22 protein-coding genes are annotated in these 23,910 nt (G+C 60.6%); 12 read left to right on the top strand and 10 right to left on the bottom strand.

The features are described 5' to 3' along the window. Positions 1-11 precede the first annotated feature (11 nt). From FXY94_RS10520 to FXY94_RS10500, 6 genes are read left to right on the top strand one after another with little or no spacing between them, the layout of a single operon-like run. Positions 12-1,472, top strand: a complete 1,461-nt coding sequence (locus FXY94_RS10520) for a sensor histidine kinase (protein WP_016665035.1) — start codon at positions 12-14, stop codon at positions 1,470-1,472. After that, on the top strand, positions 1,417-2,667 hold the full coding sequence (locus FXY94_RS10515) for a 5-(carboxyamino)imidazole ribonucleotide synthase (RefSeq protein WP_016665034.1): 1,251 nt from the start codon (positions 1,417-1,419) through the stop codon (positions 2,665-2,667). The genes FXY94_RS10520 and FXY94_RS10515 overlap by 56 nt, the downstream gene beginning before the upstream one ends. Positions 2,668-2,670: 3 nt before the next feature. Continuing rightward, complete coding sequence (gene purE / locus FXY94_RS10900; RefSeq protein ID WP_016665033.1) at positions 2,671-3,213, top strand: 5-(carboxyamino)imidazole ribonucleotide mutase; 543 nt, start codon at positions 2,671-2,673, stop codon at positions 3,211-3,213. Continuing rightward, on the top strand, positions 3,210-3,830 hold the full coding sequence (locus tag FXY94_RS10510) for an acyltransferase (protein WP_016665032.1): 621 nt from the start codon (positions 3,210-3,212) through the stop codon (positions 3,828-3,830). The genes purE and FXY94_RS10510 overlap by 4 nt, the downstream gene beginning before the upstream one ends. Positions 3,831-3,860: 30 nt before the next feature. Next, positions 3,861-4,967: a DegT/DnrJ/EryC1/StrS family aminotransferase gene (locus tag FXY94_RS10505; protein ID WP_016665031.1), complete on the top strand. Its 1,107-nt coding sequence runs from the start codon at positions 3,861-3,863 to the stop codon at positions 4,965-4,967. Next, on the top strand, positions 4,967-5,956 hold the full coding sequence (locus tag FXY94_RS10500; RefSeq protein WP_016665030.1) for a Gfo/Idh/MocA family protein: 990 nt from the start codon (positions 4,967-4,969) through the stop codon (positions 5,954-5,956). Before FXY94_RS10505 ends, FXY94_RS10500 begins: the two co-directional genes overlap by 1 nt. A gap of 128 nt (positions 5,957-6,084) precedes the next feature. Here the strand turns inward: FXY94_RS10500 and FXY94_RS11145 are convergent, their stop codons facing one another. Next, positions 6,085-6,210, bottom strand: a complete 126-nt coding sequence (locus FXY94_RS11145; RefSeq protein ID WP_255348415.1) for a hypothetical protein — start codon at positions 6,208-6,210, stop codon at positions 6,085-6,087. A gap of 249 nt (positions 6,211-6,459) precedes the next feature. Between FXY94_RS11145 and FXY94_RS10495 the strand changes: the two genes are divergently transcribed. Together FXY94_RS10495 and FXY94_RS10490 are read left to right on the top strand one after the other, a co-directional pair. Further along, positions 6,460-7,362 carry a glycosyltransferase family 4 protein gene (locus FXY94_RS10495; protein ID WP_141740672.1) on the top strand — a complete coding sequence of 301 codons (903 nt, stop codon included), beginning with the start codon at positions 6,460-6,462 and terminating at the stop codon, positions 7,360-7,362. Between the two features lie 47 nt (positions 7,363-7,409). Further along, the gene (locus FXY94_RS10490; RefSeq protein WP_016665028.1) at positions 7,410-9,383 is read left to right on the top strand and encodes a DUF6541 family protein; all 1,974 of its coding nucleotides are present in this window, start codon (positions 7,410-7,412) and stop codon (positions 9,381-9,383) included. A 4-nt stretch (positions 9,384-9,387) separates the two neighbouring features. On the opposite strand, the gene FXY94_RS11180 is transcribed toward FXY94_RS10490, so the two are convergent. Further along, entirely contained in the window at positions 9,388-10,329 is a 942-nt protein-coding gene (locus FXY94_RS11180; RefSeq protein WP_332067306.1) for a glycosyltransferase, read from the bottom strand. Here FXY94_RS11180 and FXY94_RS11065 point away from each other — a divergent pair. Beyond that, positions 10,216-10,488, top strand: a complete 273-nt coding sequence (locus tag FXY94_RS11065) for a hypothetical protein (protein ID WP_232049710.1) — start codon at positions 10,216-10,218, stop codon at positions 10,486-10,488. The genes FXY94_RS11180 and FXY94_RS11065 overlap by 114 nt on opposite strands. Here FXY94_RS11065 and FXY94_RS10480 read toward each other — a convergent pair. From FXY94_RS10480 to FXY94_RS11060, 4 genes are all read right to left on the bottom strand, one after another. After that, positions 10,482-11,861 (bottom strand): glycosyltransferase, encoded by a 1,380-nt coding sequence (locus tag FXY94_RS10480; protein ID WP_016665026.1) that lies wholly within the window; start codon positions 11,859-11,861, stop codon positions 10,482-10,484. The two genes, FXY94_RS11065 and FXY94_RS10480, sit on opposite strands and share 7 nt — an antisense overlap. Beyond that, positions 11,858-13,720: an ABC transporter ATP-binding protein gene (locus FXY94_RS10475; RefSeq protein WP_016665025.1), complete on the bottom strand. Its 1,863-nt coding sequence runs from the start codon at positions 13,718-13,720 to the stop codon at positions 11,858-11,860. The genes FXY94_RS10480 and FXY94_RS10475 overlap by 4 nt, the downstream gene beginning before the upstream one ends. A gap of 74 nt (positions 13,721-13,794) precedes the next feature. Then, the gene (locus tag FXY94_RS10470; RefSeq protein ID WP_016665024.1) at positions 13,795-14,913 is read right to left on the bottom strand and encodes a glycosyltransferase; all 1,119 of its coding nucleotides are present in this window, start codon (positions 14,911-14,913) and stop codon (positions 13,795-13,797) included. Next, positions 14,910-15,584 (bottom strand): glycosyltransferase family protein, encoded by a 675-nt coding sequence (locus FXY94_RS11060; RefSeq protein WP_232049709.1) that lies wholly within the window; start codon positions 15,582-15,584, stop codon positions 14,910-14,912. Before FXY94_RS11060 ends, FXY94_RS10470 begins: the two co-directional genes overlap by 4 nt. 579 nt (positions 15,585-16,163) lie before the next feature. On the opposite strand from FXY94_RS11060, the gene wecB reads away from it, so the two are divergent. Next, entirely contained in the window at positions 16,164-17,228 is a 1,065-nt protein-coding gene (wecB, locus tag FXY94_RS10460; protein WP_016665022.1) for a non-hydrolyzing UDP-N-acetylglucosamine 2-epimerase, read from the top strand. Continuing rightward, positions 17,215-18,399 carry a glycosyltransferase family 4 protein gene (locus tag FXY94_RS10455; RefSeq protein ID WP_016665021.1) on the top strand — a complete coding sequence of 395 codons (1,185 nt, stop codon included), beginning with the start codon at positions 17,215-17,217 and terminating at the stop codon, positions 18,397-18,399. The genes wecB and FXY94_RS10455 overlap by 14 nt, the downstream gene beginning before the upstream one ends. Positions 18,400-18,425: 26 nt before the next feature. Here FXY94_RS10455 and FXY94_RS10450 read toward each other — a convergent pair whose 3' ends face one another. The 3 genes from FXY94_RS10450 to FXY94_RS10440 are packed head-to-tail and all read right to left on the bottom strand — an operon-like array spanning position 18,426 to position 22,098. Further along, the gene (locus FXY94_RS10450; RefSeq protein ID WP_016665020.1) at positions 18,426-20,366 is read right to left on the bottom strand and encodes a DUF6541 family protein; all 1,941 of its coding nucleotides are present in this window, start codon (positions 20,364-20,366) and stop codon (positions 18,426-18,428) included. Continuing rightward, the gene (locus FXY94_RS10445; RefSeq protein WP_016665019.1) at positions 20,363-20,782 is read right to left on the bottom strand and encodes a DUF2304 domain-containing protein; all 420 of its coding nucleotides are present in this window, start codon (positions 20,780-20,782) and stop codon (positions 20,363-20,365) included. Before FXY94_RS10445 ends, FXY94_RS10450 begins: the two co-directional genes overlap by 4 nt. After that, positions 20,779-22,098, bottom strand: coding sequence for a nucleotide sugar dehydrogenase (locus FXY94_RS10440; RefSeq protein ID WP_016665018.1), 1,320 nt, complete (start codon positions 22,096-22,098; stop codon positions 20,779-20,781). The genes FXY94_RS10445 and FXY94_RS10440 overlap by 4 nt, the downstream gene beginning before the upstream one ends. A gap of 145 nt (positions 22,099-22,243) precedes the next feature. On the opposite strand from FXY94_RS10440, the gene FXY94_RS10435 reads away from it, so the two are divergent. Continuing rightward, positions 22,244-22,927, top strand: coding sequence for a glycosyltransferase family 2 protein (locus FXY94_RS10435; RefSeq protein WP_016665017.1), 684 nt, complete (start codon positions 22,244-22,246; stop codon positions 22,925-22,927). Between the two features lie 30 nt (positions 22,928-22,957). Here the strand turns inward: FXY94_RS10435 and FXY94_RS10430 are convergent, their stop codons facing one another. Continuing rightward, on the bottom strand, positions 22,958-23,869 hold the full coding sequence (locus FXY94_RS10430; protein ID WP_016665016.1) for an LCP family protein: 912 nt from the start codon (positions 23,867-23,869) through the stop codon (positions 22,958-22,960). Positions 23,870-23,910: the final 41 nt, after the last annotated feature.

Here is a 23,910-nt window from a genome sequence, read left to right as displayed (position 1 = left end):
AGGCGCTCACCATGCAACTTCGAGTTCTCCAGGCCACCCTCATGACCGTGCTTCTTGCGGTCCTCCTGCTTGGCATCCCCCTGGGTGCGGCGTGGCTGACAGCCGTGCGCGACAACCTCTCCGCTCAAGCCGGCACCCTGCTTCAAGACGTCATTTCTGAAACGGATCACCGCCTCAACGAGGGGCTCCCGATCGACGAGACAATGCTCCAAGAGACCGTCGATCAGGTTGTGAACCTCGACGTGCAAATTGCAGTCACGTATCAAAACACGGAACTCGAAGCAGGTGAAGACGCCGGCGCCGATGCTCTCCAACAGTCGGCACAGGGCGTCAACGGCCAGATCGTGACCGTGCGCATTCCCCAATCCGATGTCCGAGCGCACACGGCAAGCGCGTGGGTGCTCATCATCGTTGCCGCGATAAGCGCGATTGCGATCGGCGTGTCGGTCGCGCTGTGGCAAGCGCAGCGGCTTTCCGCGCCGCTCGTTCGCCTCACGAGGCGCGCTGAAGAACTTGGCAGCGGTAGGAGCCGCTCGGAGTGGAAGCCGAGCGGGATCGCCGAAATCGACACCGTAGCGGTCGAACTGACCCGCTCCGGCGCGATGCTCACCGAACGGCTCGAGGCGGAATCGGCACTCGCCTCCGACGCTTCCCACCAACTGCGCACACCGCTCACGGCCCTGTCCATGAGGCTCGACGAAATTCTCGCAACGAGCTCGGAAGAATGGGTTCGCGAGGAAGCGCGCGTGTCCCTCGAACAGGTTGACCGCCTCACCCAGGTCGTCCATGACCTCATCAACGCCCCTCGTTCCTCCCAGCGCCGTACTCCCGGGGTCGTTGATCTCCGCCAAGTCCTCGTCCAGCAGGCGGAAGAATGGAAGCACGCCTTCCGTGGCGCAGGTCGCGAGCTGCGAATCCAGGTCCCGCACGCCGCAGCCGTATGGGCCTCGCACGGGCCGCTCACTCAAGTGATCGCCACGTTGATCGAGAACTCCCTCGCCCACGGCGGGGGAACGACCCGCGTGAAGGTGCGCCGCAACGAGCAATCAACCGTCATCGAGGTCGTCGACGAAGGTGCCGGCATCGACCCGGCTCTGGGCCAGCGCATTTTCGAACGCTCCGTCTCAGGCAAAGACTCGCGTGGAACGGGCGTCGGCCTTGCCCTTGCCCGCACCCTCGTCGAGGATGACGGCGGTCGACTCGAGCTCATTGATGAGCGTCCCGCGCGCTTTGGCATCTTCCTCTCGACGGCACCCGCTCCCGAGGACCCCGAGCTCGCAGACACAGAAGACGAGCAGCCGTCGGACCCCGCCAAGGCCCACGGGCTCGTGGCGCGGCGGGACAAGCGACGCGCCGAGCGGCACCAACGAGAAGCCACCGCCTCCGCGGCGCACGCTCTTGAGGCATTGCCCACCGATGCACGTTCCACCCTGCGTGCCGGGGACGCAAGTGCGGACGGCGCACTACACTAGCGGCGTGAGTACTCAACACGCCCGCAAGTCCAGCTCATCACATGTGGAAGGTGCGCGCTCGCCGCGTATTGGCGTGATCGGTGGTGGACAGCTCGCGCGCATGATGATCCCCGCCGCAATCGAACTCGACCTCGACTTGCACGTCCTCGCGACTACCCCGGAAGAGTCCGCGGCGCGCGTGAGCCCTCACGTCATGCTCGGGCGTCACGACGACCCCGAGGCAGTCACGGCCTTCGCGAGGAGCGTTGACGTCGTGACCTTCGATCACGAACACGTCCCTACGGGCCTCCTTCACGCGCTCGAGCACGAAGGGGTGGTGGTGCGTCCGGGCCCCAACGCGCTCGTGTACGCACAGGACAAGCTCGCCATGCGTGCGCGCCTCAGCGAACTTGGTCACCCATGCCCCCGGTGGTGGCGCGTCGAGACCGAAGCTGATCTCGAAGCCGCCCTCCATGAGAGCGGGGGAGACCTCATCCTGAAGACCGCACGCGGCGGTTACGACGGTCACGGAGTGATGCGGGTGGAGGCACTCGAGGACGCCCGCGAGTGGCTCGAAAGAGGACAGCCGCTACTCGCCGAGGAACGCGTCCCCTTCGTCCGCGAACTCTCAGCGCAAGTGGCGAGGCGTCCCGGTGGTGAGATCGCCACCTACCCCGTGACTGAATCCGAGCAAAAAGACGGGGTGTGCTTTCGCGTGAGCGCGCCCGCACCGAACCTCGCAGCGGAAGTCGCCGAGCGAGCACGCACCCTCGCCGCAAATATCGCGAGCGACCTCGAGGTCGTGGGAATGCTCGCTGTCGAACTGTTCGAGTACCCGGATGGTCGCATTGCCGTCAACGAACTCGCGATGCGGCCCCACAATACGGGGCACTGGAGCATGGACGGGTGTGTCACGAGCCAATTTGAGCAGCATCTGCGCGCCGTCGCAGACCTCCCACTCGGAGACACCACCCCCACCGCTGCGTGGACCGTCATGGTCAACACTCTCGGCAGCACCCGCGAAAACCTCGCCGAAGGTGCACGAGAGGCTCTCGCGAAGGATCCCGGAATCAAGCTGCATCTGTACGGCAAGAGCGTTCGCGCAGGCCGCAAACTTGGGCACGTGACCGCTCTTGGAGCCGATCTCGAGGAGACAGAGCGCCGGGCCCGCGCCGCAGCGCACACCATCGTGACCGGCGACGAATCAAAGGAATAGCACATGAGTAAGAAGCCCCTGGTCGGTATCGTCATGGGGTCCGATTCGGACTACCCCGTGATGAAAGACGCCGAAGAGCAGCTCGCCCATTTCGACATCCCGTGCGAGGTCGAGGTCGTGAGCGCTCACCGCATGCCTGAAGACATGATCCAGTACGGACGATCCGCGCACGAGCGCGGCCTGCGTGCGATCATTGCCGGTGCAGGCGGAGCCGCACACCTGCCGGGAATGCTCGCCGCCCTTACCCCCCTTCCTGTGATTGGCGTTCCCGTTCCGCTGCGGCACCTCGACGGCATGGACTCACTCTTGTCGATCGTGCAAATGCCGAAGGGAGTGCCCGTCGCAACCGTATCGATCGGTGGCGCTGCCAACGCCGGGCTCCTCGCAGCGCGAATTCTGGGTTCCGGAGACTCGGATTTTGCGCGAGAAATCCGCGAAAAAATGGTGAGGTATCAAACAGAATTGCGCGATCTTGCGTACGAAAAAGGCAAAAAGCTGCGGGAGTCCCGCCAACATTGCTTTACGGGTGGCAAGGTGGGGGCATGAGCACAGAGCGTAACTACCGGCTCGCAGAGGGGGCGGACGTTTCACCTGAGGCGAGTGTCGGCGAAGGCAGCTCAGTCTGGCACTACGCGCAGGTTCGCGAGGGGGCCTCACTTGGTGAGAATTGCATCATCGGACGCGGAGCTTATATCGGCTCCGGCGTCACAATGGGGGCGGGGTGCAAAGTGCAAAACTACGCCCTTGTGTATGAACCTGCCGTGCTTGGTGACGGGGTGTTCATCGGGCCCGCAGTCGTCCTTACCAACGATCATTTTCCGCGCGCAGTCAACCCGGATCTGAGCCCGAAGAGAGCATCCGACTGGGAACCGGTGGGCGTGACGATCGAAAAGGGCGCCGCCATCGGTGCACGATCTGTCTGCGTGGCCCCTGTCACTATCGGTGCCTGGGCGCTTGTGGCCGCGGGCTCGACCGTCGTTAAAGATGTCCCACCGCACGCGCTCGTTGCCGGGGTGCCCGCGAAGCGCATTGGTTGGGTTGGTAGGTCAGGTAAGCCCCTCGCAGCAGACCCCGACGGCGGCTGGGTGTGTCCCGAGACGGGCGAACACTACGTTGAAGACGATGTGACCGGTGGCCTCGCCCTGCTTGAAAATGCCGCATAGTTTTATCGATTGAGAAGAAGGACATTGCACATGTCATACAATCTGATTCCTGCTGCGAAGCCGATCATCGGCGAGGAGGAGCGTGCCGCGGTTGACCGCGTACTTGCTTCCGGCATGATCGCGCAGGGACCCGAGGTCGCGGCTTTCGAAAAGGAGTTCTCGAGCGCGCTCGCCGGTGGGCGTGAGTGCGTTGCCGTTAACTCGGGCACGTCGGGTCAGCACCTCGGTCTTCTCGCCTCGGGTATCAAGCCCGGTGACGAGGTTATTGTTCCGTCCTTCACCTTTGCGGCGACCGCTAATGCGGTTGCCGTGATCGGGGCGATGCCTGTTTTCGTCGATATCGATCTCGATTCATTCTGCATGGACCCCGCGCAGATCGAAGCGGCGATTACCGAGCGAACGGTGGCGATTCAGCCCGTACACCTTTACGGTCATCCGGCCGCGATGGAGCAGATCTGTGAAGTCGCGAAGAAGCACAGCCTGTGGGTTGGCGAAGATGCCGCGCAGGCCCACGGCGCGACTCTCAACGGCAAGCAGGTCGGTACGTTCGGTCGCTGGGGCATGTTCTCGCTGTACCCGACCAAGAACATGACCTCGGGTGAGGGCGGCATGGTCTCGTGCGAGGATGCCGAGACGGCACGTCGAATCCGTCTGTTCCGTAACCAGGGGATGGAGAAGCAGTACGCAAACGAGGTCGCTGGCTTCAACAACCGCATGACCGACATCCATGCCGCGATTGGCCGTGTTCAGCTCACCAAGCTGGAGGCATGGACGAAGCGCCGCCAGGAGACAGCTGCATTCTTCGATGAACACCTCGAAGGTGTCGTGGTGCCCAAGGTAGCCGAGGGAGCGACCCACGTGTACCACCAGTACACGATTCGTATTGATGGGGCCAGCGCAGAGGAGCGCGACCGCTTTGCCCAGGCGCTTCGCGAGGAGTATGCAGTGGGCTGCGGCGTGTACTACCCGACTCCCGTGCACCGCCTTGCCTCGTTTGATCGCCGCGACATTGAGCTCCCCGTGACGGAGAAAGCTGCGCGCGAAGTGCTCTCACTTCCGGTTCATCCGAGTGTGAGTGATGCGGATCGCGAGCGCGTGGTTGAGGCCGTGAATGCCGTTGCGAAAGCGGGTGCCTGATGAGCAAAAATCTTCGCGCTGGTCTTATTGGCCTCGGCATGATGGGCCGTCATCATGCCCGTAATCTTCGCGCTCTCGAAGGCGTCGATCTCGTGGCCGTTGCGGATCCTCAAGGCGATCCGCATGGCGCCGCGCCCGGCTACGAAGTCTTGCCAAATGTCGAAGCCCTTATCGAAGCTGGGCTCGACTATTGCGTGGTTGCAGTGCCGACTGCATTTCACCGGGACGTAGCGCTCGCGCTCGCCGAGGCCGGTGTTCATACGCTTGTCGAAAAGCCGCTTGCTTTCGACATCATCGAGGCTGAAGAAATCACCAATGCCTTTGAATCAAAGGGTCTTGTGGGCGCGGTGGGCTATATCGAACGCTATAACCCCGCTCTCCAGGAAATGCGCAAGCGTATCGAAAATGGCCAGCTCGGCGATATTTATCAGATCTCTACCCGTCGCCAGGGGATTTTTCCAGCACGAATTGCCGATGTCGGGGTCGTGAAAGATCTCGCCACTCACGATCTCGACCTCACGGCATTCGTTGCTCGCTCAAGTTTTGCGCGGGTCTCGGCTGTGACGACCGGCAAGTCCGGCCGCGAATACGAGGATATGGTCTCGATTGCGGGCCGCCTCGCCGATGGCACCATTACGAACCACCTCGTAAATTGGCTATCGCCGTTCAAAGAGCGCGTGACTATCGCGACCGGTGAAAAAGGCGCACTCGTTGGCGACACGTTGACCGCAGATCTCACGTTCCATGCCAACGGCGAGACCGTAAACGAATGGGACGCGATTGCCTCCTTCCGCGGCGTGAGTGAGGGTGATACCGTTCGCTACGCTCTCAACCGCAAGGAGCCTTTGAAGACCGAACACGAAGCCTTCCGCGACGCTGTACGCGGCGACGTCTCGAACATCGTGACGATGCGCGAAGGCCTAAATACGGTCCGCGCCGTGGAAGCAGTTTTGGACTCGGCGGCGGCAGGTCGCACGGTCGAGCTGTAGGGGCCCGGGTGCGCATTCCGCCCTCCTTCGCACGCCTTGGTGCGCATCTTCCCGGCTCCCTCGGGGCGAGTTTTGAATTCGTCGCGAGGAGGGCCGGCCTCGCGCACGGAGACCGCCAGGTCGGAGAATTAGAGCGTACGGTCCGACGCCTGCTGCGCTTTGCCGATCGAGCTTTCGCGAGAGGCGACCTCGATTCGACCACGGGCTTTCTCGTGAAAGTTTTTGAGCTCACCCATCACGTAGAAGTCCGTCATGATCCGTTACGGTTCGCGCAGATTCTTCGTGAATCGAAAGCAGTCCGACGGCTCGGGGAACCGTCGGAAAACTTGTACTCAAGTGGAACGAGTTCTCAAGCACCTCCCGGTCGTCCTGTACGTCTCCTGGTCGTCGCGCATCGGTCGTTTACGTTTGTCGATCGGGTGATCGCCCTGCTGGAAGAGCGCGGGATAGCCGAATGCCGGAGGGTTGATCTTGCCGAGCATGTAGAGGCTGACGACCTTCGAATGCACTCACTTATCCGGGCGCGTCTTGCGGGAGTGACGCGCCCGCTGCCCGAGTCGATGCGTACCGACGTCGAGTGGGCCGAGGCGATTTTTGTGGAATGGGGACATCATGCTCTGGTATGGGCGTCGATAACCGACTTTGGCGAGCTCCCGGTTTATGGCCGTTTCCACCGTTTCGAGGCGTTTACCGCATTTCCGTTGCTCATTGATTTTTCTCGCTTGACCCACACGGTCTTCGTCGCTGACCACGTGCGCAATCTTCTGCTGAAATTGCGCCCCGACCTAGAGGCGAGCCGCACGAGTGTCATCACGAACGCCTTGGACACGGATAGGTTTACCCTCCCCAAGCTTGAGGATGCGCACAGAACGGCGATATTGGTGGGATGGAATCGACCCGTCAAAGACCCTTCATGGGCACTTGAAGTTCTCCGTGAAGTGCTGCGCTCGCAACCCGAGTTTCGATTGCTGTTAGCGGGGGAGGCGCCTCGTGACTGGGAAAGCATTGTTGCCCAGGGCCTGCGCGATGCGGGAACCGTGGAGCTGCTTGGGCAGCGTGACGATATGCCCAGCGTCTTTAGGCGTGCGGGGTTTGTTCTTTCTGCGTCACGACATGAGGGAACTCACGAGGCTGTCGCCGAGGGGGCTGCATCAGGCGCAATTCCCATCGTAAGAGACTGGCCCGAGGCGCGAGCGTTTGGCGGGGCACGAAGCGTTTATCCCGAAGAATGGGTTGTTGAGAGTCCGCAGGAGGCAGCGCAGAAGATCTGTGGGCTCCTTGCGGACTCTGAGTTGTACCAATCGCGTGCGTCGTCGGTGAGGCAATGGATTCGCGAGTCACGGGGCGGGGGAAAGATCGCAAGAGCATACGCGGATATGCTCACAGGTAGCGCTTACAGTTCCTGATCCCCGTCTTCCCCATTTTGTTCCCCGCCATCTGAGAGGACTTCGCCATGCAAGAGGTGCTCGCGCTCGCGTTTGCACTCGCAGTTCTCCTAGTCCCGGGCTGGTCTATCGTGCGCGCACTCGGGGTGCTCGGAGCCCGCTCCATGGTGTATGCTCCAGCGCTCACAGCGCTCCTCATGTTCATCGCGAGTGCGGTGGGAGCTCTCACAGGAATACGCTGGGCTTTATGGTTTTTTGGCGCGTGTGCGTGCGTGAGCGCGCTTGGCACGTGGGGCGTGCGCGCTTGGGCGTTGAAGAAGCACTCCGGCGAGCATAGATCCGACACCCGCGCGACTCATCGCGAAGCTCCCATCGCAGTAGGACTTGGAGTCCTCATCGTGAGCGCGCTAGCGATCGGCTACGGCGCTCTCGGGGCAATGGGAGGTATCCGCAATCTCAACGGTGCCTATGACGCCTTTTATCATTACTCGGCGATCGCAATGATCCGTGACAACGGTGACGCCTTTGCGTGGACTGCGATGCGGGATATGTATGGAGGGGCGAGTGAGTTTTATCCAACGACATTTGATGCGCTTGCGGCACTCATGCCGTTCGACCCGGTGATGTCAGCAAATTCAGTGTTGCTCGCGGTTCTTACGCTCATTCCTGTGACGTCTTTCGGCGTCGCCCTCGTCGTAATCGAACGAGTCGGGGGTGAGCCTGCATCTGCGAAGGAGCGCTGGTCGCAATGGATTCTAGCCGCCTCGATTGGGCTAGCGACGCTCGGGTTTTCCTCGCCAGCGATGATCGGCCTTGTCATCGCTCTTTGGCCTTTTCTCCTGGGTGTCAGTCTCCTTCCCACGGCCGTAGCGGCCCTTGCTGACTCACGCGCAGGTGCGCTTCGCTTTCTCGTCCCAGCCGGGGTCTTCGCGGCTCACCCCTCGGCTTTCATCAGTTATCTCGTGGCCCTATGGGCGGCGCTCGTCGCATGGGCTCTTAGGTCAATACTCACTGGTATGCATAAGCGCCGAGCCTGGCTCGTGCTTGTGCTCCTGATAGGTATAGGCGTGGGGTATGTCTTTACGGTCTCCTTGGTCTTCGGCGACATGAATCTCACTAAGCAGGCCCCCCACACAACTGCGACGACGATACTTACCCTCGTCGTCGATCGCCCGAGGGTCCGGGCTATGCCCTTCGCAATTTTTGGATTGGTCGGGCTCTATGCGCTTGCCTTCACCGGGTTGATCACTGGTGGGCCTTGGCGCAAGGCGAGGGAGACGGCAACCGGGGCCGCGATACTCCTCTGTGCTTCAGCGGTGCTGACATTCGCGTGCCAAGAGACCGAGGGGCATTTCGCGATGCTCGCCGCGCCCTGGTATGGCGCTCGAGAGAGGGTCCACGGTCTGTGGGAAATCGGAATCGTTGCGCTGGCCGGTGTCGGTGCAGCGTTTTTCCTCCGTGCCCTGGCCGCGGAGCCCTTCAAGAGGGGAGGAGCTCAGGTCGCAAGCCTGTCTATCGTACTCATTGTTGCTCTCACGGTCGGAGGCTTAGGCCTCACCGGCGCACTCCTTCCGCACAGGCTCCCGCGAACAGCGAGCCTCGCATACACGGCCTGGGGAGAGCAGCTTTATCCCTATGTCACCGCGCAAGAGCGCGCTTTCATCGAACGCGAAGCGGCCAAACTTCCCGAGGAAGTGGTCGTACTCGGCTCGCCTCTCGACGGGACGACGCTTTTCTACTCGCTTGGAGGGCGCAAGGTTGTGTACCCTTCACTTGCGCCTCCGCAGACTCTCGATCAACGCCGCATTGGCCGCTATGCCTCTCAGCTATCGCCGAGCGAGGCCGTGTGTACGTCGATGCTCCGCGAGGGCGTCACCCACGTGTACCTCGATGAATCTGAATTTCCCGGATCGCGCGTGAACGCTCGGGCTTCGAGAGCATATGAAGGAATCTCGTCAATTCCAGAACGCTACCTACACCTCGTAGCTGAGGAGAACGGCTACCGTCTCTACTCGCTCGAGCTTCCTTGCTATCAGCCGTGAAACCTCACTGATTGGCGAGAAGCTGTTCATAAAGGTTCGCGTATTCGCGTCCCACGCGCTCACTACTGAAACGATCGCCGATCACGCTCGCGATCTCGTCACTCGACAATGCGCGTGTTCGGGCATCAACATCGAGTATCGCACTTGCGTAAGCGGCGGGATCTTGACGAGGAACGAGCGCGCCGACACCCGGATCTATGTACTCGCCCTGCCCGCCGGTGGCTCCAACAACAACGGGGCGACCAGCAATGAGTGCCTCGGCCGCTGAAACGAAGAAGTTATCCGCGCGAGTGGGGCCAAAGAAGAGATCGGCGGCTCCAAGTCGTTCGCGTACTTTGTGTGACGGTTGGGACCCCGCAAGGATCACCCGTTCGCTCACCCCGAGGTCGACAGCGTGCGCGCGTGTGGCCTCCTTTAACGGCCCGTCGCCGAGCCATTCGAGCGTCACGTCATAGCCAGCATCTACGAGATGTGCGACAGTGTCGACCGCGATGAGGGGGTCTTTCCGTTCGATGAGGCCACCCGTGGAGATGAGTCGCAAGGCACCGTCTCGTCGTGAGCGTCGCGGTACAAGGTTCCCGGGCTCAACAATGCATGGAACGACATCGACAGGGCGGTCACGGCGTACGTCGCGAATAGGGCGCGCGAGGAAGTTGCACACTGCGCTTACGCGATCGGGAAGTCGGAGGAGTTGCGTCAGAATCGGTAAACCAGAACGGATCGGTCCGGGGAGGGTATCCGGAGTCGTGAGGGCTGACCAATGTTCCGTGTGGAGCCATGGCATTTCGAGGCGAGCGGGTGCAAGCGCAAGGAGTGAAGAAAAAGCCATGGAATGGACGACATCGCTCCCGGAAAGAGCGCGGTTGAGTACGCGGATCGCGCGCAACCAACCGTGCGGATGCGAGGGGGAGAAGGGAATCCGGAGAACTTCGATGCCTTCATGCACGAGTCGGCGGGTCCCGTCGTCATCATGGGGGGGAACCAGATGGATGAGGCGAACATCGGCATGCTTCTGGATCGCGTGGAGATCGCGCACCACGAATGCGCCTCGGCTAGGGCTTTGCCGGGTGGGGAACCAGGTGGTTACCGCAGTGACGATCATTGAGCTGCCTCCTGAATCCCCTCAATGAGAGCCTCGACTTCGCGTTCCCATGTGAGGATTGGCGCTGTTTCGCGCGCTGCAGCCCGGAATGCGTCGCCGTCTCGCAGAACGGTGGTGAGAGCATCCGCGAGACTGCTGGGGTCTTCTAGCGCGACTGTGCGTCCGACACCCAACTCGCGGATGATTGCGGCGAGATCGGGCAAGTCAGCAGCGACAACCGGTAGACCTGCGCGGATCGACTCAAACAGTTTATTCGGCAACGCGAAGCGGTAGCTCAAGCACGTGGGGCGGATATGCACTACGGCGACGTCTCCATCGGCAAGGGCTGAGGTCACTTCGTCGGGAGCGACGGGGCCCACAACATGGATACGATGCTCGATACCTCGCCTCTTCGCGCGCTGGTGAAGCGACTCAATGTAGTCCTCAGATCCGTATCCGAGCATCACTAGGTGAACGCTCGGATCCATGAGTGCAAGCGCGTCGATCGTCTCCTCGATCCCACGTGAGGTAGTGATACCCCCGCCGTACGAAATGATCGGAACATCCGGTGGGAGGCCGGCGAGATCGTGCAGGCGCCCTTCGGAACGATCGGGGACAGGCGCCTTAGAGGGGATATTGCGCACGAGAGCGGGAAGCTCATCGAGGTTGTAGGCGCGTTTGAGCCATGCGGCGATTGAGGGGGAGACTGTCGTGACACGACTGGCACGTGTAATCCCGACCCGCTCAATTGCGGCCTCAACATATGGCGCGATGCGACGCTTGGGAACGTTCCTGCGGCGCCAAAGCTCATGGGAGTCATACACAAAGTTCGTGCCCTTGAGAGCGTGAAGGATGAGCGCTGGAACGAGTGTATTGGCGTCGTTCGCGAGAACTACGTCGTTGTCTTCGCTCAGGAGCGTCCGGGTAGCTCCTGCCCAGTAATACGTGAGAGACACCGGCCCCCACGCGGACACAGCGGCTTTGCGGGCAAAGCGGAGGAGTGCTTGAGAAGCCTGCGATGCGGGACTCTTCTTTTGGGTGCGTGTGGATTCCGCTCGTGCGGGCGTTCTATTAGGTTGCCCCTCGTTTCCTGGAGAGCGCATCGATGTGCCGGGCGCTCCGAAACCGAGTCGTTTTCGCAATCGTGGAGCCAGCGGGCCCGCGATCTGATCGAGTGTGAACGCCGGTACTCGATTGATCACGACATGGTTCCCGCGTGACTCTTTTCCGGCGGGGTGCCCTTGAGCCTCGCGCGCGACGGCAATGATCTCTACTTCTGCTCCATTGTCGGCGAGGCTCCGCGCGGCCTTGAGTACTCGCGCATCGTTATGTGCATCGTTGTAAACCAAGGAAGCGACTCTGAGGTCTTTGAGACGAGCGTGAGGTAGCGAGGTCACGATTTGTCCTTAGGCGAGGGCGAAGGGGCGATGGTCGCAGAAGAGCTTTGAATGTGCAAAGCGGCGCCACTGGTGAGCGCTGATAGATCAACGAGCCCCGCGAGAGCAGCCTGTTCCGCGAATTCAGGTTCTGCGACGACAACTTCATCAAAAGCTCCATGAGCGGCGACAGCACCATCACGCATGAAACAAACTTGGTCACTCTCGCGAATCGTGGCGAGACGATGAGCGACCACCACCACTGTAACTTCGCCGCTCAATGCATTGACGGCTCGTGTGACGGCAGCTTCGGTAGCAGTGTCGAGGGCTGAGGTGGCTTCATCCATGACAAGGACGAGAGGCTCGGCATACAGGGCCCGTGCGATACCGAGTCGCTGGCGTTGACCACCGGAAAGGCTCATGCCTCCTTCGCCGACGCTCGCCCAAATTCCTCCGTCGCGCGCTTCGACGACGCTCAGGAGCTGGGCACGCTCGAGTGCACGACGCACACGGTCTTCATCAATCTCGTCGTTGTTCCAGCTGAGTGCAACGTTGTTGGCGATCGTTGAGTCAAAGAGTGCCACTTGCTGGGGAACGTAGCCCACACGCGAACGCCACGATAGAAGAGCCTCAGACATCGGAATATCGTCGATGAACAGGGCTCCCGATGACGGCTGCATGAGCCCTAGCATGATGTCCACAAGTGTTGACTTTCCGGAACCGGACTTACCCACGAGAGCAAGCGACTGGCCAAAGGGGACAGTGAGCGAGACGCCGCGCACCGCTTCGCTTGAAGTGCCGGGGTACGTGAAGGAAACATTCTCGAGTCGAAGCACCGCAGCGTCCCGGGCCAATGCTTTCCCTCCGAGACGTTCGGTATGCCCTTTGCGGTAGCGCTTTCCAGCCTCAACCTCGTTGAGGACTCGATCCGCGTACGGCATGTTCGCGCCGGTTTGCGCCATGATGGTTTGGAAACGAGTTAGGGAGGGGACGAGCCTGAATCCCGCGACACCGAACAGGGCAAGTGAGCTCATCGCGCCCGTCATGCCGCCCTGTGAGTAGCCAATGAGCGCAGCGATGGCGAGGCCCCCAATGAGACCGATCTCGAGTACGTATCGCGGCAAGGAACCTAGGAATACCTGGTCGGCGCGTGCGCTCGAGGCCTTTCTTCGGAGGGCTAAGACAGCTTCCTCGACCTCTTCGGTTTTGTTGCGAAGAGTGATTTCTTTGAGCGAAGCCACCATCTCGCTCACCATCCGCACGGCTTTGGTCGAAAAATTCCGGTTATCCCTGCCTGCGGCGACGGCCTTGCGAAGAATCCACACGTAAAGAACGAGACCGACAAGTGCGAAGTACACGGCGCTTGTGAGCGCCATGATCGGTTGCGCCACGATAAGCACGAGCAGCACGGCAACTAGCGTGGAGATCTCGCCAATGAGCTGCGTAAAAGGAATCAGAACACCTGAGACGGTTGAGGCCACTCCGACGTCGGTTGAGCGCACGAGATCCGTCGAGTTTCGCGAGAGGCGTTCCGTCCACGGGGCGAAAAAGAATGAGTCGAGGAGCCGCGCTCCGAGATCCTGCTCAAACTGCGCGAAACGCCGCGTCGAGAAACGCTGCACGGCAATGGCGAGAAGGTCCTTCGTGATGATCAGCGTACACACGACGGCGAGCGCTATTCCAAAGTCGCCCGGTGATCGGAGCGTCACTCCGATCACCGGGATGCGTGCGGTTTCACCCGCCAGCATCGGGGCGAGGAGCAATGCGAGTAAGCCGAGGGCGAGAATATCGAGCAACGATAGCGCTGCAAGGATGGCCGAAAAGGTCCAGATAAACTTTTTCGTCCCCGCCGGAAGTGCGTTAAGCAACGCGCGAACCATGGAGAACAACTTTTTCACACCGTAAGCTTAGCGACCCACCTTGCCACCAGCGGACTTTGGACTTGCGTGTGCGTTCAGGAAGGCCGTTTGTAGCTGCGTAGTGCGGCGGCAACTGTGCCGGTGAGCTTGGTTGCGGCTGACGCAGCAATGAAACGGGGCGGTGCATCGGGAAGGAAAAGGTCGCCAACGCGACTCGTGACAAGAGTTGCGGGTGTGCCGTGGTGTCGTCTCTTACGGGAGAGTTCCGCGAGGCTTGCAGCGTCAACGGTTGGATCGAGACAAGCAGCGAGAAGAGAAGCTTCGGCTCTCGAGAATGATCGAACCGCGGATGGGCTAGCATTGAGAAGCCTTTGACACAGCGAAGCTAGATCTTCTCGATCACTACCACTCCAGCTTTCTACGCCGGGACGGTAGTGCACTGTCCCAAATACATGGATGCGGATAAATTTCACGATGATCGCTGCGCGAGTCGAAGGTGCGAGACGGTTGAACCACGGCGAAGCGATGAGCGGCGGAACAAACGCGAGCTGTTCACGAATCGGTCGAACAACATAGGTCACGCGATCCCCGGCATCTTCGCCTATCACGTAGGCCGGCCCCGTGCGGTCTACGGCGACGCGTGCTTCGCATGCGAGCCTCGTCGCAAATGCGACGTCCTCACCAACCGAGAGGCCGGGAATAAATCTCAGCCCTAAGCGCTCCAGCATCGCCGTACTCAAGAGGCCTAGCGGAGCCGACCGGTAGACGAGGCGATCTGTCCGCTCGTGCCGTAACCCTCGGTGAAGCACACGCGCGGGAGGGGTCGGTACGGTCCGCGTCGGAGACCCTAGGGCGAGGTTCGTGAGGACTGCCTCCGCCTTATATCGCTTCGCAAGGCGAAGCCAGGACTCGACGGCCCCCGGTTCGAGCCAGTCATCGGATCCCATCACGGCGCACCACGGCGTGTCGACCGCATCGAGACCGGCATTGAATGGCCCAGTGGGCGAGGAGATGCCATCGATGTGAGGGAGAATCTGCACCCGAGGGCGTAGGTCTTCGGCTATTGAGAGCGAGAGCTCCTCGAGCGGAATATTGTGTGCAACGACGAGTGGGTGGGCGTGACGTTCGTTTCCCTCGAGCACACTTCGCACAGCGCGGTCGAGTGGACGCTCCGCGCTGTGGCAAGCAATGACGACCGTGACCTGCGCAGTCACGAGAGTCCCGCGATTCGATCGACGCTAGCCGCCCATGTAGCTACTTGCGATTCGGCGCTAAGCTCCTTGGCTACCGTGTGGGAATTTGCCTTATACATGCGGACATTCTCGGGAGTGAGCCCCGCGAGCATAGCGGCGAGTCCATCAGCATCGAATCCGGATGCAATACGTCCGAGCGCGTGTTCGTGCACGATACGAGTCATCTCAACGGAGGGGCCGATGGCGAGGGCAAGCCGAGCTTGCACGAAGTCGAAGAACTTGTTCGGTAGGGAGAATTTTTGGTTGAAGCTCACGGGTGGGATCGAGTAGAAGCCCACGTCGTACTTATTGAGTGTAGGAATGAGATCCGTATACGGTACGGGATCGAGGACGCGGATTCTCTCGGGTGCCAACTCGTGTGCTTGCGTGCGCAAATCCTTCACGAGCGAGGGCGTGTTCGGTGCGAGATAGAGATCGAATCTCAATTCTGGTACGCGCGCCACCGCGTCGATCATGATATCGAGACGTCGATCCGGCATCGCGGCGCCCGAATGGACGAGGCGTAGGGGGGCGTCCTCGGGTACTGGTGTAGGCGCGAGGTCATGGAAAGGGCTCGCGTTAGTGACGACATCTGCGTCGATGCCGAATTCGCGCGCGTACTCCTCGGCGAGCCCCGACCCAACGGTGGTCACAGACGGCACCTGCGTGACGTATTGCCGCGTGAGAAAACGAAAACAGGGTGCAACGAACAGCCGCCATCGGCGGAGATCTTCTTTCTGGCGAGGTGAATATTCGTGCAGGTCTGCGTGGATCTTCTCGGGGGAGGTCAGGCGGAGAGCGAGTGGGACGGCTTCAACATCGTTCGCTAAGACGCAGTCGAACGTGCGGCCGGTGAGCCGGCTTAGGCACCACGCCACAACCTCTTGTGACCAGTACACTCGATCAAACTGGCGAAGCATGGTGAGGGGGCGATTTAGCCTCCATGACACCAGAGTAGAAGGAATCTGGATGTGCTCACTCACGCCTTCGGGGGCTGCCTCATAACCGCATGTGGTCACCTCGTATCGCGGAGCGAACTCCTTCACCTGCTTGAGCACGCGGGCGTCCCTTGCGATAGGCGAAAAGGACAAGATGAGCAGACGTTGTTTTTGATTCACGAGCACATCCCTCTCAGTGAAGGTTGAGACAACACGGCCAATCTTGCCATGTCACAGCACTGGACGGCCGCTAAACTCGTGGTGAACCACCCGACATGCAATTCCGGAGCGCGAATGAAAATCCTGTCCGTTGTCGGCGCACGCCCGCAATTCGTCAAACTTGCCGCGATCGCCGATGAAGCAGCAAAGCACGAGGGTATCGAACACATCATCATTCATACGGGCCAGCACTACGACGCCGCGATGAGCGACATGTTCTTCGCCGATCTTAAAATTCCCGCGCCTGACCTGAACCTCGCGGTAGGTTCGGGCAGCCATGGAAGACAGACCGGTGCCATGCTCAGCGCCATGGATGACGTGCTCGAGGAACACCAGCCCGACTGGACTCTCGTATACGGGGATACAAACTCGACGCTTGCCGGCACGCTGAGCGCCGTAAAAATGCACCTCAAGGTCGCTCATCTCGAGGCAGGGCTACGCTCATTCAACCGTCGTATGCCAGAGGAACACAATCGCGTGCTCACCGACCATGCCGCGGACCTTCTGCTCGCGCCGACCGAGGTCGCACGCCAGCACCTTGAGAGTGAAGGGCTCGGGTCACGTACGCGCGTCGTTGGCGATGTCATGACTGATGTGTGCCTGCGCGTTGCGAAGGCAGTTGACGGCAGTCCGCTTCACCTTCCCGAGGGGATTGACGCCAACTCGCCGTTCGCCGTTGCCACCATGCACCGTGCCGACAACACAGATGATCCAGATCGACTCAAGGGTCTCATCACTGCACTCCAAAATGCTCCGCTTCCAATCGCGCTATTTGCCCACCCTCGGCTTACTGCAAGAGCAAAAGAACAGGATCTTGCACTCGCGGGTGGCAACCTCTTTGTAGGGGAGCCGCTTCCGTACCCGGACCTCGTCAATGCGGTTTCTCGTGCGAGCGCCGTCGTGACCGATTCTGGTGGCCTCCAAAAAGAGGCATACCTCCTCGGCACTCCCACAACGACGCTACGCACCGAAACCGAGTGGGTAGAAACGCTCGAAAACCAGTGGAACGTCTTGGCCAAGGAACCGTCGGACCTTAGCGCCGCCCTCCAGCGGCCCCGGCCCCGTGCCGAGCGCCCCCCTTACTACGGCGATGGGCATGCGGCCCGTACCGTCATCGAGGTGCTGCGTGAGGAGGCGTAACCGCGAGAGCGCTGGGCATGTCGTTCTTGCAACCCGGGCATTCGTGCCAGAACCTATTCCCGCGGCGTTTCGTACCCACCAATTAGCGAAGGCACTTGAGAAGGCCGGTATCCGCACGCGGGTGTACACAACTCGCGTCCCCCATCAACCGAGTCGCCAAGAACGAGGCATCACCCGGGTCGTGCGCTGGCCCGTCAAACGCGATAAACAGGGCGCTGTACGCGGCTACGTCTCTTACCTGAGCTTCGATGTCCCGCTATTCCTTCGACTCCTTTTGACGCGACACCTCGACGGTATTATCGCCGAACCACCTCCGACGACAGGCCTCGTCGTCGCGCTTGTTGCGCGCCTCAAAGGCGTGCCATATGCCTTTTACGCGGCTGACGTGTGGGCTGATGCGACTGAGTCTGTCGAAGGGGTCCCGCGCATTGTCAAACGTGCAGTCCGATGGATGGAAGAAACCGTGTGGAAGCGCGCGTCGGTTGTGCTTACCATTTCCGACGGCGTCCGGGCACGAATCGAGGAGCGCATCGGAAAGCGCCCCTCGCTCGAGATGATCGGAAACGGCATCGACACGGAGATCTTCACCCCGGAAGGGCCGGATGCCGGCGAAGAGGGGCCGTACTTCGTGTATGCGGGAACCGTCTCCGAATGGCAAGGTGCTCAGATTCTCGTGGAGGCTTTCGAAAAGGCCCATGAAAAGCGAATGGATGCTCGGCTCATATTCTTTTCTGAAGGCACCAACCTCGAGGCCCTCAAACGTATGGTTCGTGAGCGAAGTGTTGATGGAATCGAGTTTTTCCCGAAGGTCCCCGCAGACGTGGTCGCGAAGTACATGCGTGGAGCCGTTGCGGGCCTGAGTTCGATCACGCCCGGATTGGGGTACGACTTTGCGCTGCCCACGAAAATCTATGCGGCCGGCGCGTGTGGGCGGCCAATCATCCACGCCGGAGCCGAGAATTCGGCAGCAACAATCCGCATCCGAGACAACGGTCTCGGCTACGCGCCGGGCTATGACACGGAGGCGCTCGCGAACGCGATGATCGAGGCCATTGACAGCCAAGACAGGGTCGATCGAGCACATGTGCGACAGTGGACCGTCGGCAATGCTTCGCTCCAATCTTCGGCGGACCGTGGCGCAGCACGTATCTCACGCATGCTCGCCGATTAGGGCACAACTATTGTAATCGCCGGCTCTCATTCGCAGTGGAGTTCGTACAGCGCCGAGTGGCTTGTTGACGCCAGAGGATCCCCAAGGTTCGGAAGGCGCCGGACGGTAAGTGGCGCCATGCCGCTTGCGTAGTAATAGGAGAGTGCATCAACGTAGACGTAACCGATCCCCGCCTGAGAAAGGCGGAAGCACGCACCGGGATCTCGAGGGTCCCCGATGAGTTCTGGTGTACGGATGAGCACGGCATCGCTCTCCGTGTATGTTTGCCCAAGTACCCGAAAATGCACGCTCTGTCCGTTTAGTGCCCAAAGGTGGGAGCCGCCGGAGAAAGGGCTGGCGAGAACCTTCCTGCGTGGATCGAGTCGTCCGTCGAGACTCTTGAGCATCTCGAGTTCTTCCGTATCGAAGAAGCGGCTCCGGTTCGGTGTGTCGAGATCAAAATTGAGGGCCGCGTACGATGCACGCGCGCCTACGCTTGATGCTATGAGAGCAAGGGCGATCACCCCAGATACGCTCGCGGTGATCATCCGGGTAGTGCGGGTTGTTTGAGGGGCCCGGGCGAATAGGCGGACCCGTTCGATACCCGCGACTGCGCACAGGACCGTCACGAGAGTGACGACCATCGACAAACGATCCTGACCTCGATACCAGAGAGTTGAGAGATTCAGCGGGGAGTCGATCGCTGAATCGAAGTAGAGTACGCCCACGACCAGTGCACACACGAGGGGCGACCACGCGCCACGTCGCAAAAATGCGAAGACTCCGATCCAGGCGAGAACCCAGATACCTACCCCAATGGCCATGGGCCACACAGTAAGGAGCCCCGTCAAGAGTTCACCGGCTCCCTGCCACACTGGAACGGCGAGACCGCCGGTGAAATTCTTTGTCACCGGTGAGGCATTAGGCAGAAGAATGATCGCCACGATGGGTGCTGCACATACGGCTGGGATGACGGCAACGATTGTCCTATGCCAGGTTCGGGTGTTGGCGTGACGGAAGGCGCGGATGGCATCGCCTGCAGTTGCGGCAGCCAGGAGAACGCAAGCGGCGAAAAAGGCGTTGGGGTGAACGAAAGCGATACCGATAAGCGCTGTTGTCGTGGTGACGGCTGCTGCGAGCCCACAGCGGATATCGAGGCTACGGTGCCTTACCTGTTTGAGCAAGGTCTGCCAGCTTGCGATTGCTATTGCAAGCGCCCCCGGCAGGAAGGAGAAGCCCGCGAGGTTTGCGACGGGGGACAAGTGCACCCACTCGTTGAGAGGAACCGACGGCGCCAGCAAGGCCAGGCACGCGGCAGACGTTGGAGCCCAGGAGGCGCGAGGCCACAAGATTCTGGCGAGAACGGCAATCCCAACTGTCCATGGAACGGTGGCGAGCGTAATGACCGCAGCGTTGAGGGTGATGGGGGTTGGAACCCCCGGAAGAAGCGCTGCAATATCGTGGAAGCCAGCCGGGTAAAAGCCGGCGCGTCCATCGGTGTAGCCGAGCGATCCAACTTTGAAAACCGAGCCGTCTCCAGTAGATCGTATGAACTCAATCGCGCCCAAGTGGTAAAGCGTGTCCCAGCGCTGAAGGATGGCATCAGGCCCAGGCATCGTATAGAGGATAGGGCCGACAGCCGCGAAAGCACACACGAGGATAGCCGTCGGAAAGACCCAACGGGCGGTTGCGGGTGCAAGCGCGCGAGGCGCGGGAAAAAATGACTCTCGTGTGAGCAGGAGGCGAAGGAGACTAAACGCGAGGGCTGCTACACCGCTCACGCATGCGGCGCTGATGAGGTTCCACTGCTCGTCGAAGCGTGAGCAGACGAGCGCGCCCAAGGCAAACACCCCGGCGGTGAGAGCCGGGCCGGTCGCGAAGGCAAGAAGCCGCGGAACCCGTAGAAGGCGCGCGAATACAAAACCGGGGAGGAATGCTAGGGCAAGTGCACAAGCAGCTGCTCCCGCGAACACACACCAGGCGCTCATGAATCTTTCGTGACGTTCAAGGCGTGATTACGGAATGCCTCAGGTTGTTCCGCTTCGTAGACGGCAACTTTGCGTGCCAGCTTCGTCGTTCGCTTTTCCGCGTTCTTCGTGCGCGCCTCCTGGAGAGCCAAGAAGCCGAGAAGCACGACAACGGTGGCGTAGAGCAAGAGGTCGGTGCCGCGGCCGACGCCCACGAACTGGGCAAGGGCGGTCACTGCGCCGGGAAAGATGACAGCGAGAACCGCGAATACCGCGAATGCAAGAATGAGGAGCCGGCGGATCGCAAGCTGCTTGGCGCCACGTTTAATGAAAAGCCATGCGGTGATTCCGAGAATCCCGAGAATGAGGATGATTTGGATTATTAGCGAGCGACTGTCGAGAACGAGTCCGGTCGGAGAGCTGAGGATGTCGGTCATGAGGCCTTTCCTAGAGTTGAGTTCTCACCGTTGCCTAGCACCAAGCGCGGGGTGCCTACCCAGTTTTCAGCAGCGGTAATGTTCCGCCCATCAATGAGCAGGCGTACACCTGGAATCGTTTCGGCAGTGTACCCGCGATATTCAGGGTGATTCGTTTGCACGATCGCGAGATCGGCGTTGTCGCCCTCGTGCCACGCGTCCCAACCGTACTTAGCGAGTTCTTCATCGCTATAGAACGGGTCGTGAACACGCACGCGGGCGCCCCGCGCCTCGAGCTCAGCAACGGTGGGGAATACGCCTGAGAACGCTGTCTCCTTGACACCGGCTCGGTACGCCGCGCCGAGCACAACAGCTGTGAGCCCTTCAAGTGAGCCGAGGATTTCTTCCGCTCGGCCCACGAGCTTGCCCGGAACCGAGGCGTTGAGTTTACGAGCCGTACGAACAGTCTCCGCATGTGGGTCAGTGGAAAGGTAGAGCCGCGGGTACACAGGAATGCAGTGGCCACCTACCGCAATTCCCGGCTGGTGAATATGTGAGTACGGCTGAGAGTTCGATGCGGCGATGACCTTGTAGACGTCGATGCCGTGGTCCTGGCAGAAGAGCGCGAGCTCGTTCGCAAACCCAATATTGAGGTCCCGGTAGGTTGTTTCGGCGAGTTTGGCGAGCTCGGCGGCTTCTGGTGAGCCGAGGTCCCACACCCCATTCGCGCGATCGAGGTCGGGGCGTTCGTCGAATTGCAGGACCGCCTCGTACAGCTCTCGACCTTTTGCAGCGCCTGCGGGGCTTAGAGCACCGATGAGTTTCGGGTATTTCCTGAGGTCAGCAAAAACTCGCCCCGTGAGAACACGCTCGGGGGAATAGACAGCGAAAAAATCTCGAGATTCCTTGAGGCCGGAAACCTCCTCGAGCACGGGAACGAAGCGCGTGCGGGTCGTGCCAACGGGGAGTGTTGTCTCATACGCCACCACGGTGCCGGGGGTGAGGTATTCGGCGAGCGAACGCGTAGCCGCATCCATGTAGCGGAAGTCCGGCTCCCAGGTTTCCTCGTCTACGAAAACGGGAGCGACAAGCACTACGGCGTCGGCGTCCGGGATGGCATCGGCATAATCGGTCGTGGCGCGAAGCCTGCCAGCAGGTACAAGCTCGGCAAGGCGCTCGGCGAGCTGCTCTTCGCCCGGGAACGGCTCTTTCGCTTCGTTGATAGTCGCGACTTGACGTTCATTCACGTCGACGCCTACAACTTCGTGTCCACTCGCGGCGAACTGCACGGCGAGCGGCAATCCGATCTTTCCAAGTGCCACGACGGCGATCTTCATGAGGCGTGGTCCCTTCGGGGAGTTGAGTTTTTCGAGGCGCTATGCGCTGTTGTCACTACCGACTAGGGTAGCCTTTGCGGTGGCGGTAACGCGCACCCGCGCCAAAAATCGCGCCAAAAATTGTCAATTTTCACGAGGTTTTCTGATGACCCTTGGCCCCGGAGCCGACACGACCTGGTTCGTTATCCCCCTGTATAACGAGGGGAAAGTAATTGGCGATGTTATTCGTGCACTGCGCGAAACGTACCCGTTGGTCGTGTGTGTTGATGACGGTTCGCATGATGACTCGGCGGTCGAGGCAGAGGATGCAGGTGCCGTAGTCGTGCGACACCCCTACAACATGGGGCAGGGGGCTGCGCTAAAGACCGGTATCGACTACGCGCTTCGGGATCCGTCGATGCAGCAAATCGTCACCTTTGACGCCGATGGGCAACACCAGGTGAGCGATGCCGCGGCGATGATCGAGAAGATGAATGCTGAGAAGGTTGACTGTGTGCTCGGCTCACGATTCCTCGATAGCCGCACGAAGCCGGGCTTTCTCAAGCGCATCGTGCTGCGGATGGCGATCGTCTTCACAAACATCACGAGCGGCGTTCATCTCACCGATACTCACAACGGTCTTCGCGTGCTCAGCCGCCACGCGTGCGAGTCCATCTCGATCGAGCAGAATCGTATGGCGCACGCCTCGGAGATCGTCTCGGAAATCGGTCGCAACGATCTCACGTACACCGAATATCCGGTTCACATTCTCTACACGGATTATTCGAAATCGAAGGGGCAGCCGCTGCTGAACGCGATCAACATCGTCACGGACCTTCTCTTTAAGTAGAGAAGATGAGCCTCGCTTCGTGAGGCGCCCCTAGCCTTCGGGCTTCGGTTCGGCCGAGCCGTCGGCAATCGATGAGAAGAAGGCGTGCACGTCTTCGTCGTCAACTTTGATGGCGACACCCGAGTGTTTCGTTTTGAAGCTCGGGTCCTCGATTGGCATGGCGAGAACACCTCCAGAGTTGGGTGCTGCGCGCATGACGAGGGCGGCACTGGCGAGGTCAATGAGGCCGGTGTCGTTATCGGTCACGAGGGCTTTCGTTCCCGCGCTTGCGAGATTCACCTGAGTGAGTGGGTTGAGCAGGACGCCAGGTGAGGATGCTCGTTTCATCAGAGCGCTCACGAACTGTTGCTGGCGCTGCTGCCTGCCTATGTCGGCCGTGGGATCGAAATAGCGGGCGCGTACGAACGCGAGGGCTTGCTCGCCGCCCACGTCGTGGCAGCCTTTGGTCATCTTGAGACCCGAACGCACGTCATCGACATCGCGGTCGATGCAGAGGTTCACTGTGCCGATTGCATTGACGACGTCCTCGACTCCGGAGAAGCCGATCACGACAAAATGATCGATCGTGAGACCCGAGAGTTTCTCAACGGTTTTGACGAGGAGGGGAGCGCCCCCCATCGAGTAGGCGGCGTTGATTTTGTGCGTTCCGTGCTCGGGAATTTCGGCGAGTGTGTCGCGCGGAATTGAGACGAGGTATTGCTTCCCGTTGGGCGCCTTGTGCAGCAGCATGAGAGTGTCGGTGCGCTGGGCTCCGCCCTGTTCGATGTCGGCTCCTGCAAGAAGGTAGGTTTCGCCCGGTGTATCGGCGGCTCCGGAGAGCGCGTCCGTGTGCGCGATTTTCGAATTAGCCCATACCCCGAGGCCAACCGGCCACCCGAGGGCAATAACGAGTATGAGAAGGACGATCGTGCGGGCAAGGCGAACCCCGCGCTTTCGAGACATGCCTCTTCTGCGAGGCGGGCCCGAGGGCGCTGGGTGCATCG

It is taken from the genome of Dermabacter jinjuensis (genome assembly GCF_902381725.1).
GTDB classification, from domain to species: domain Bacteria; phylum Actinomycetota; class Actinomycetes; order Actinomycetales; family Dermabacteraceae; genus Dermabacter; species Dermabacter hominis.
Note: the sequence above shows the minus strand (reverse complement) of the source record. Positions and strands in the feature narration are given on the sequence as shown.

Coding starts and splice junctions, on each gene's coding strand:
- FXY94_RS10450 (WP_016665020.1), bottom strand. CDS start 20,366: ATGAGCGCCTGGTGTGTGTTCGCGGGAGCAGCTGCTTGTGCACTTGCC.
- FXY94_RS10510 (WP_016665032.1), top strand. CDS start 3,210: ATGAGCACAGAGCGTAACTACCGGCTCGCAGAGGGGGCGGACGTTTCA.
- purE (WP_016665033.1), top strand. CDS start 2,671: ATGAGTAAGAAGCCCCTGGTCGGTATCGTCATGGGGTCCGATTCGGAC.
- FXY94_RS10490 (WP_016665028.1), top strand. CDS start 7,410: ATGCAAGAGGTGCTCGCGCTCGCGTTTGCACTCGCAGTTCTCCTAGTC.
- FXY94_RS10445 (WP_016665019.1), bottom strand. CDS start 20,782: ATGACCGACATCCTCAGCTCTCCGACCGGACTCGTTCTCGACAGTCGC.
- FXY94_RS10515 (WP_016665034.1), top strand. CDS start 1,417: ATGCACGTTCCACCCTGCGTGCCGGGGACGCAAGTGCGGACGGCGCAC.
- FXY94_RS10435 (WP_016665017.1), top strand. CDS start 22,244: ATGACCCTTGGCCCCGGAGCCGACACGACCTGGTTCGTTATCCCCCTG.
- FXY94_RS10520 (WP_016665035.1), top strand. CDS start 12: ATGCAACTTCGAGTTCTCCAGGCCACCCTCATGACCGTGCTTCTTGCG.
- FXY94_RS11065 (WP_232049710.1), top strand. CDS start 10,216: ATGGACGACATCGCTCCCGGAAAGAGCGCGGTTGAGTACGCGGATCGC.
- FXY94_RS10500 (WP_016665030.1), top strand. CDS start 4,967: ATGAGCAAAAATCTTCGCGCTGGTCTTATTGGCCTCGGCATGATGGGC.
- FXY94_RS10475 (WP_016665025.1), bottom strand. CDS start 13,720: ATGGTTCGCGCGTTGCTTAACGCACTTCCGGCGGGGACGAAAAAGTTT.
- FXY94_RS10440 (WP_016665018.1), bottom strand. CDS start 22,098: ATGAAGATCGCCGTCGTGGCACTTGGAAAGATCGGATTGCCGCTCGCC.
- FXY94_RS11145 (WP_255348415.1), bottom strand. CDS start 6,210: ATGACGGACTTCTACGTGATGGGTGAGCTCAAAAACTTTCACGAGAAA.
- FXY94_RS10495 (WP_141740672.1), top strand. CDS start 6,460: ATGCACTCACTTATCCGGGCGCGTCTTGCGGGAGTGACGCGCCCGCTG.
- FXY94_RS10505 (WP_016665031.1), top strand. CDS start 3,861: ATGTCATACAATCTGATTCCTGCTGCGAAGCCGATCATCGGCGAGGAG.
- FXY94_RS10430 (WP_016665016.1), bottom strand. CDS start 23,869: ATGTCTCGAAAGCGCGGGGTTCGCCTTGCCCGCACGATCGTCCTTCTC.
- wecB (WP_016665022.1), top strand. CDS start 16,164: ATGAAAATCCTGTCCGTTGTCGGCGCACGCCCGCAATTCGTCAAACTT.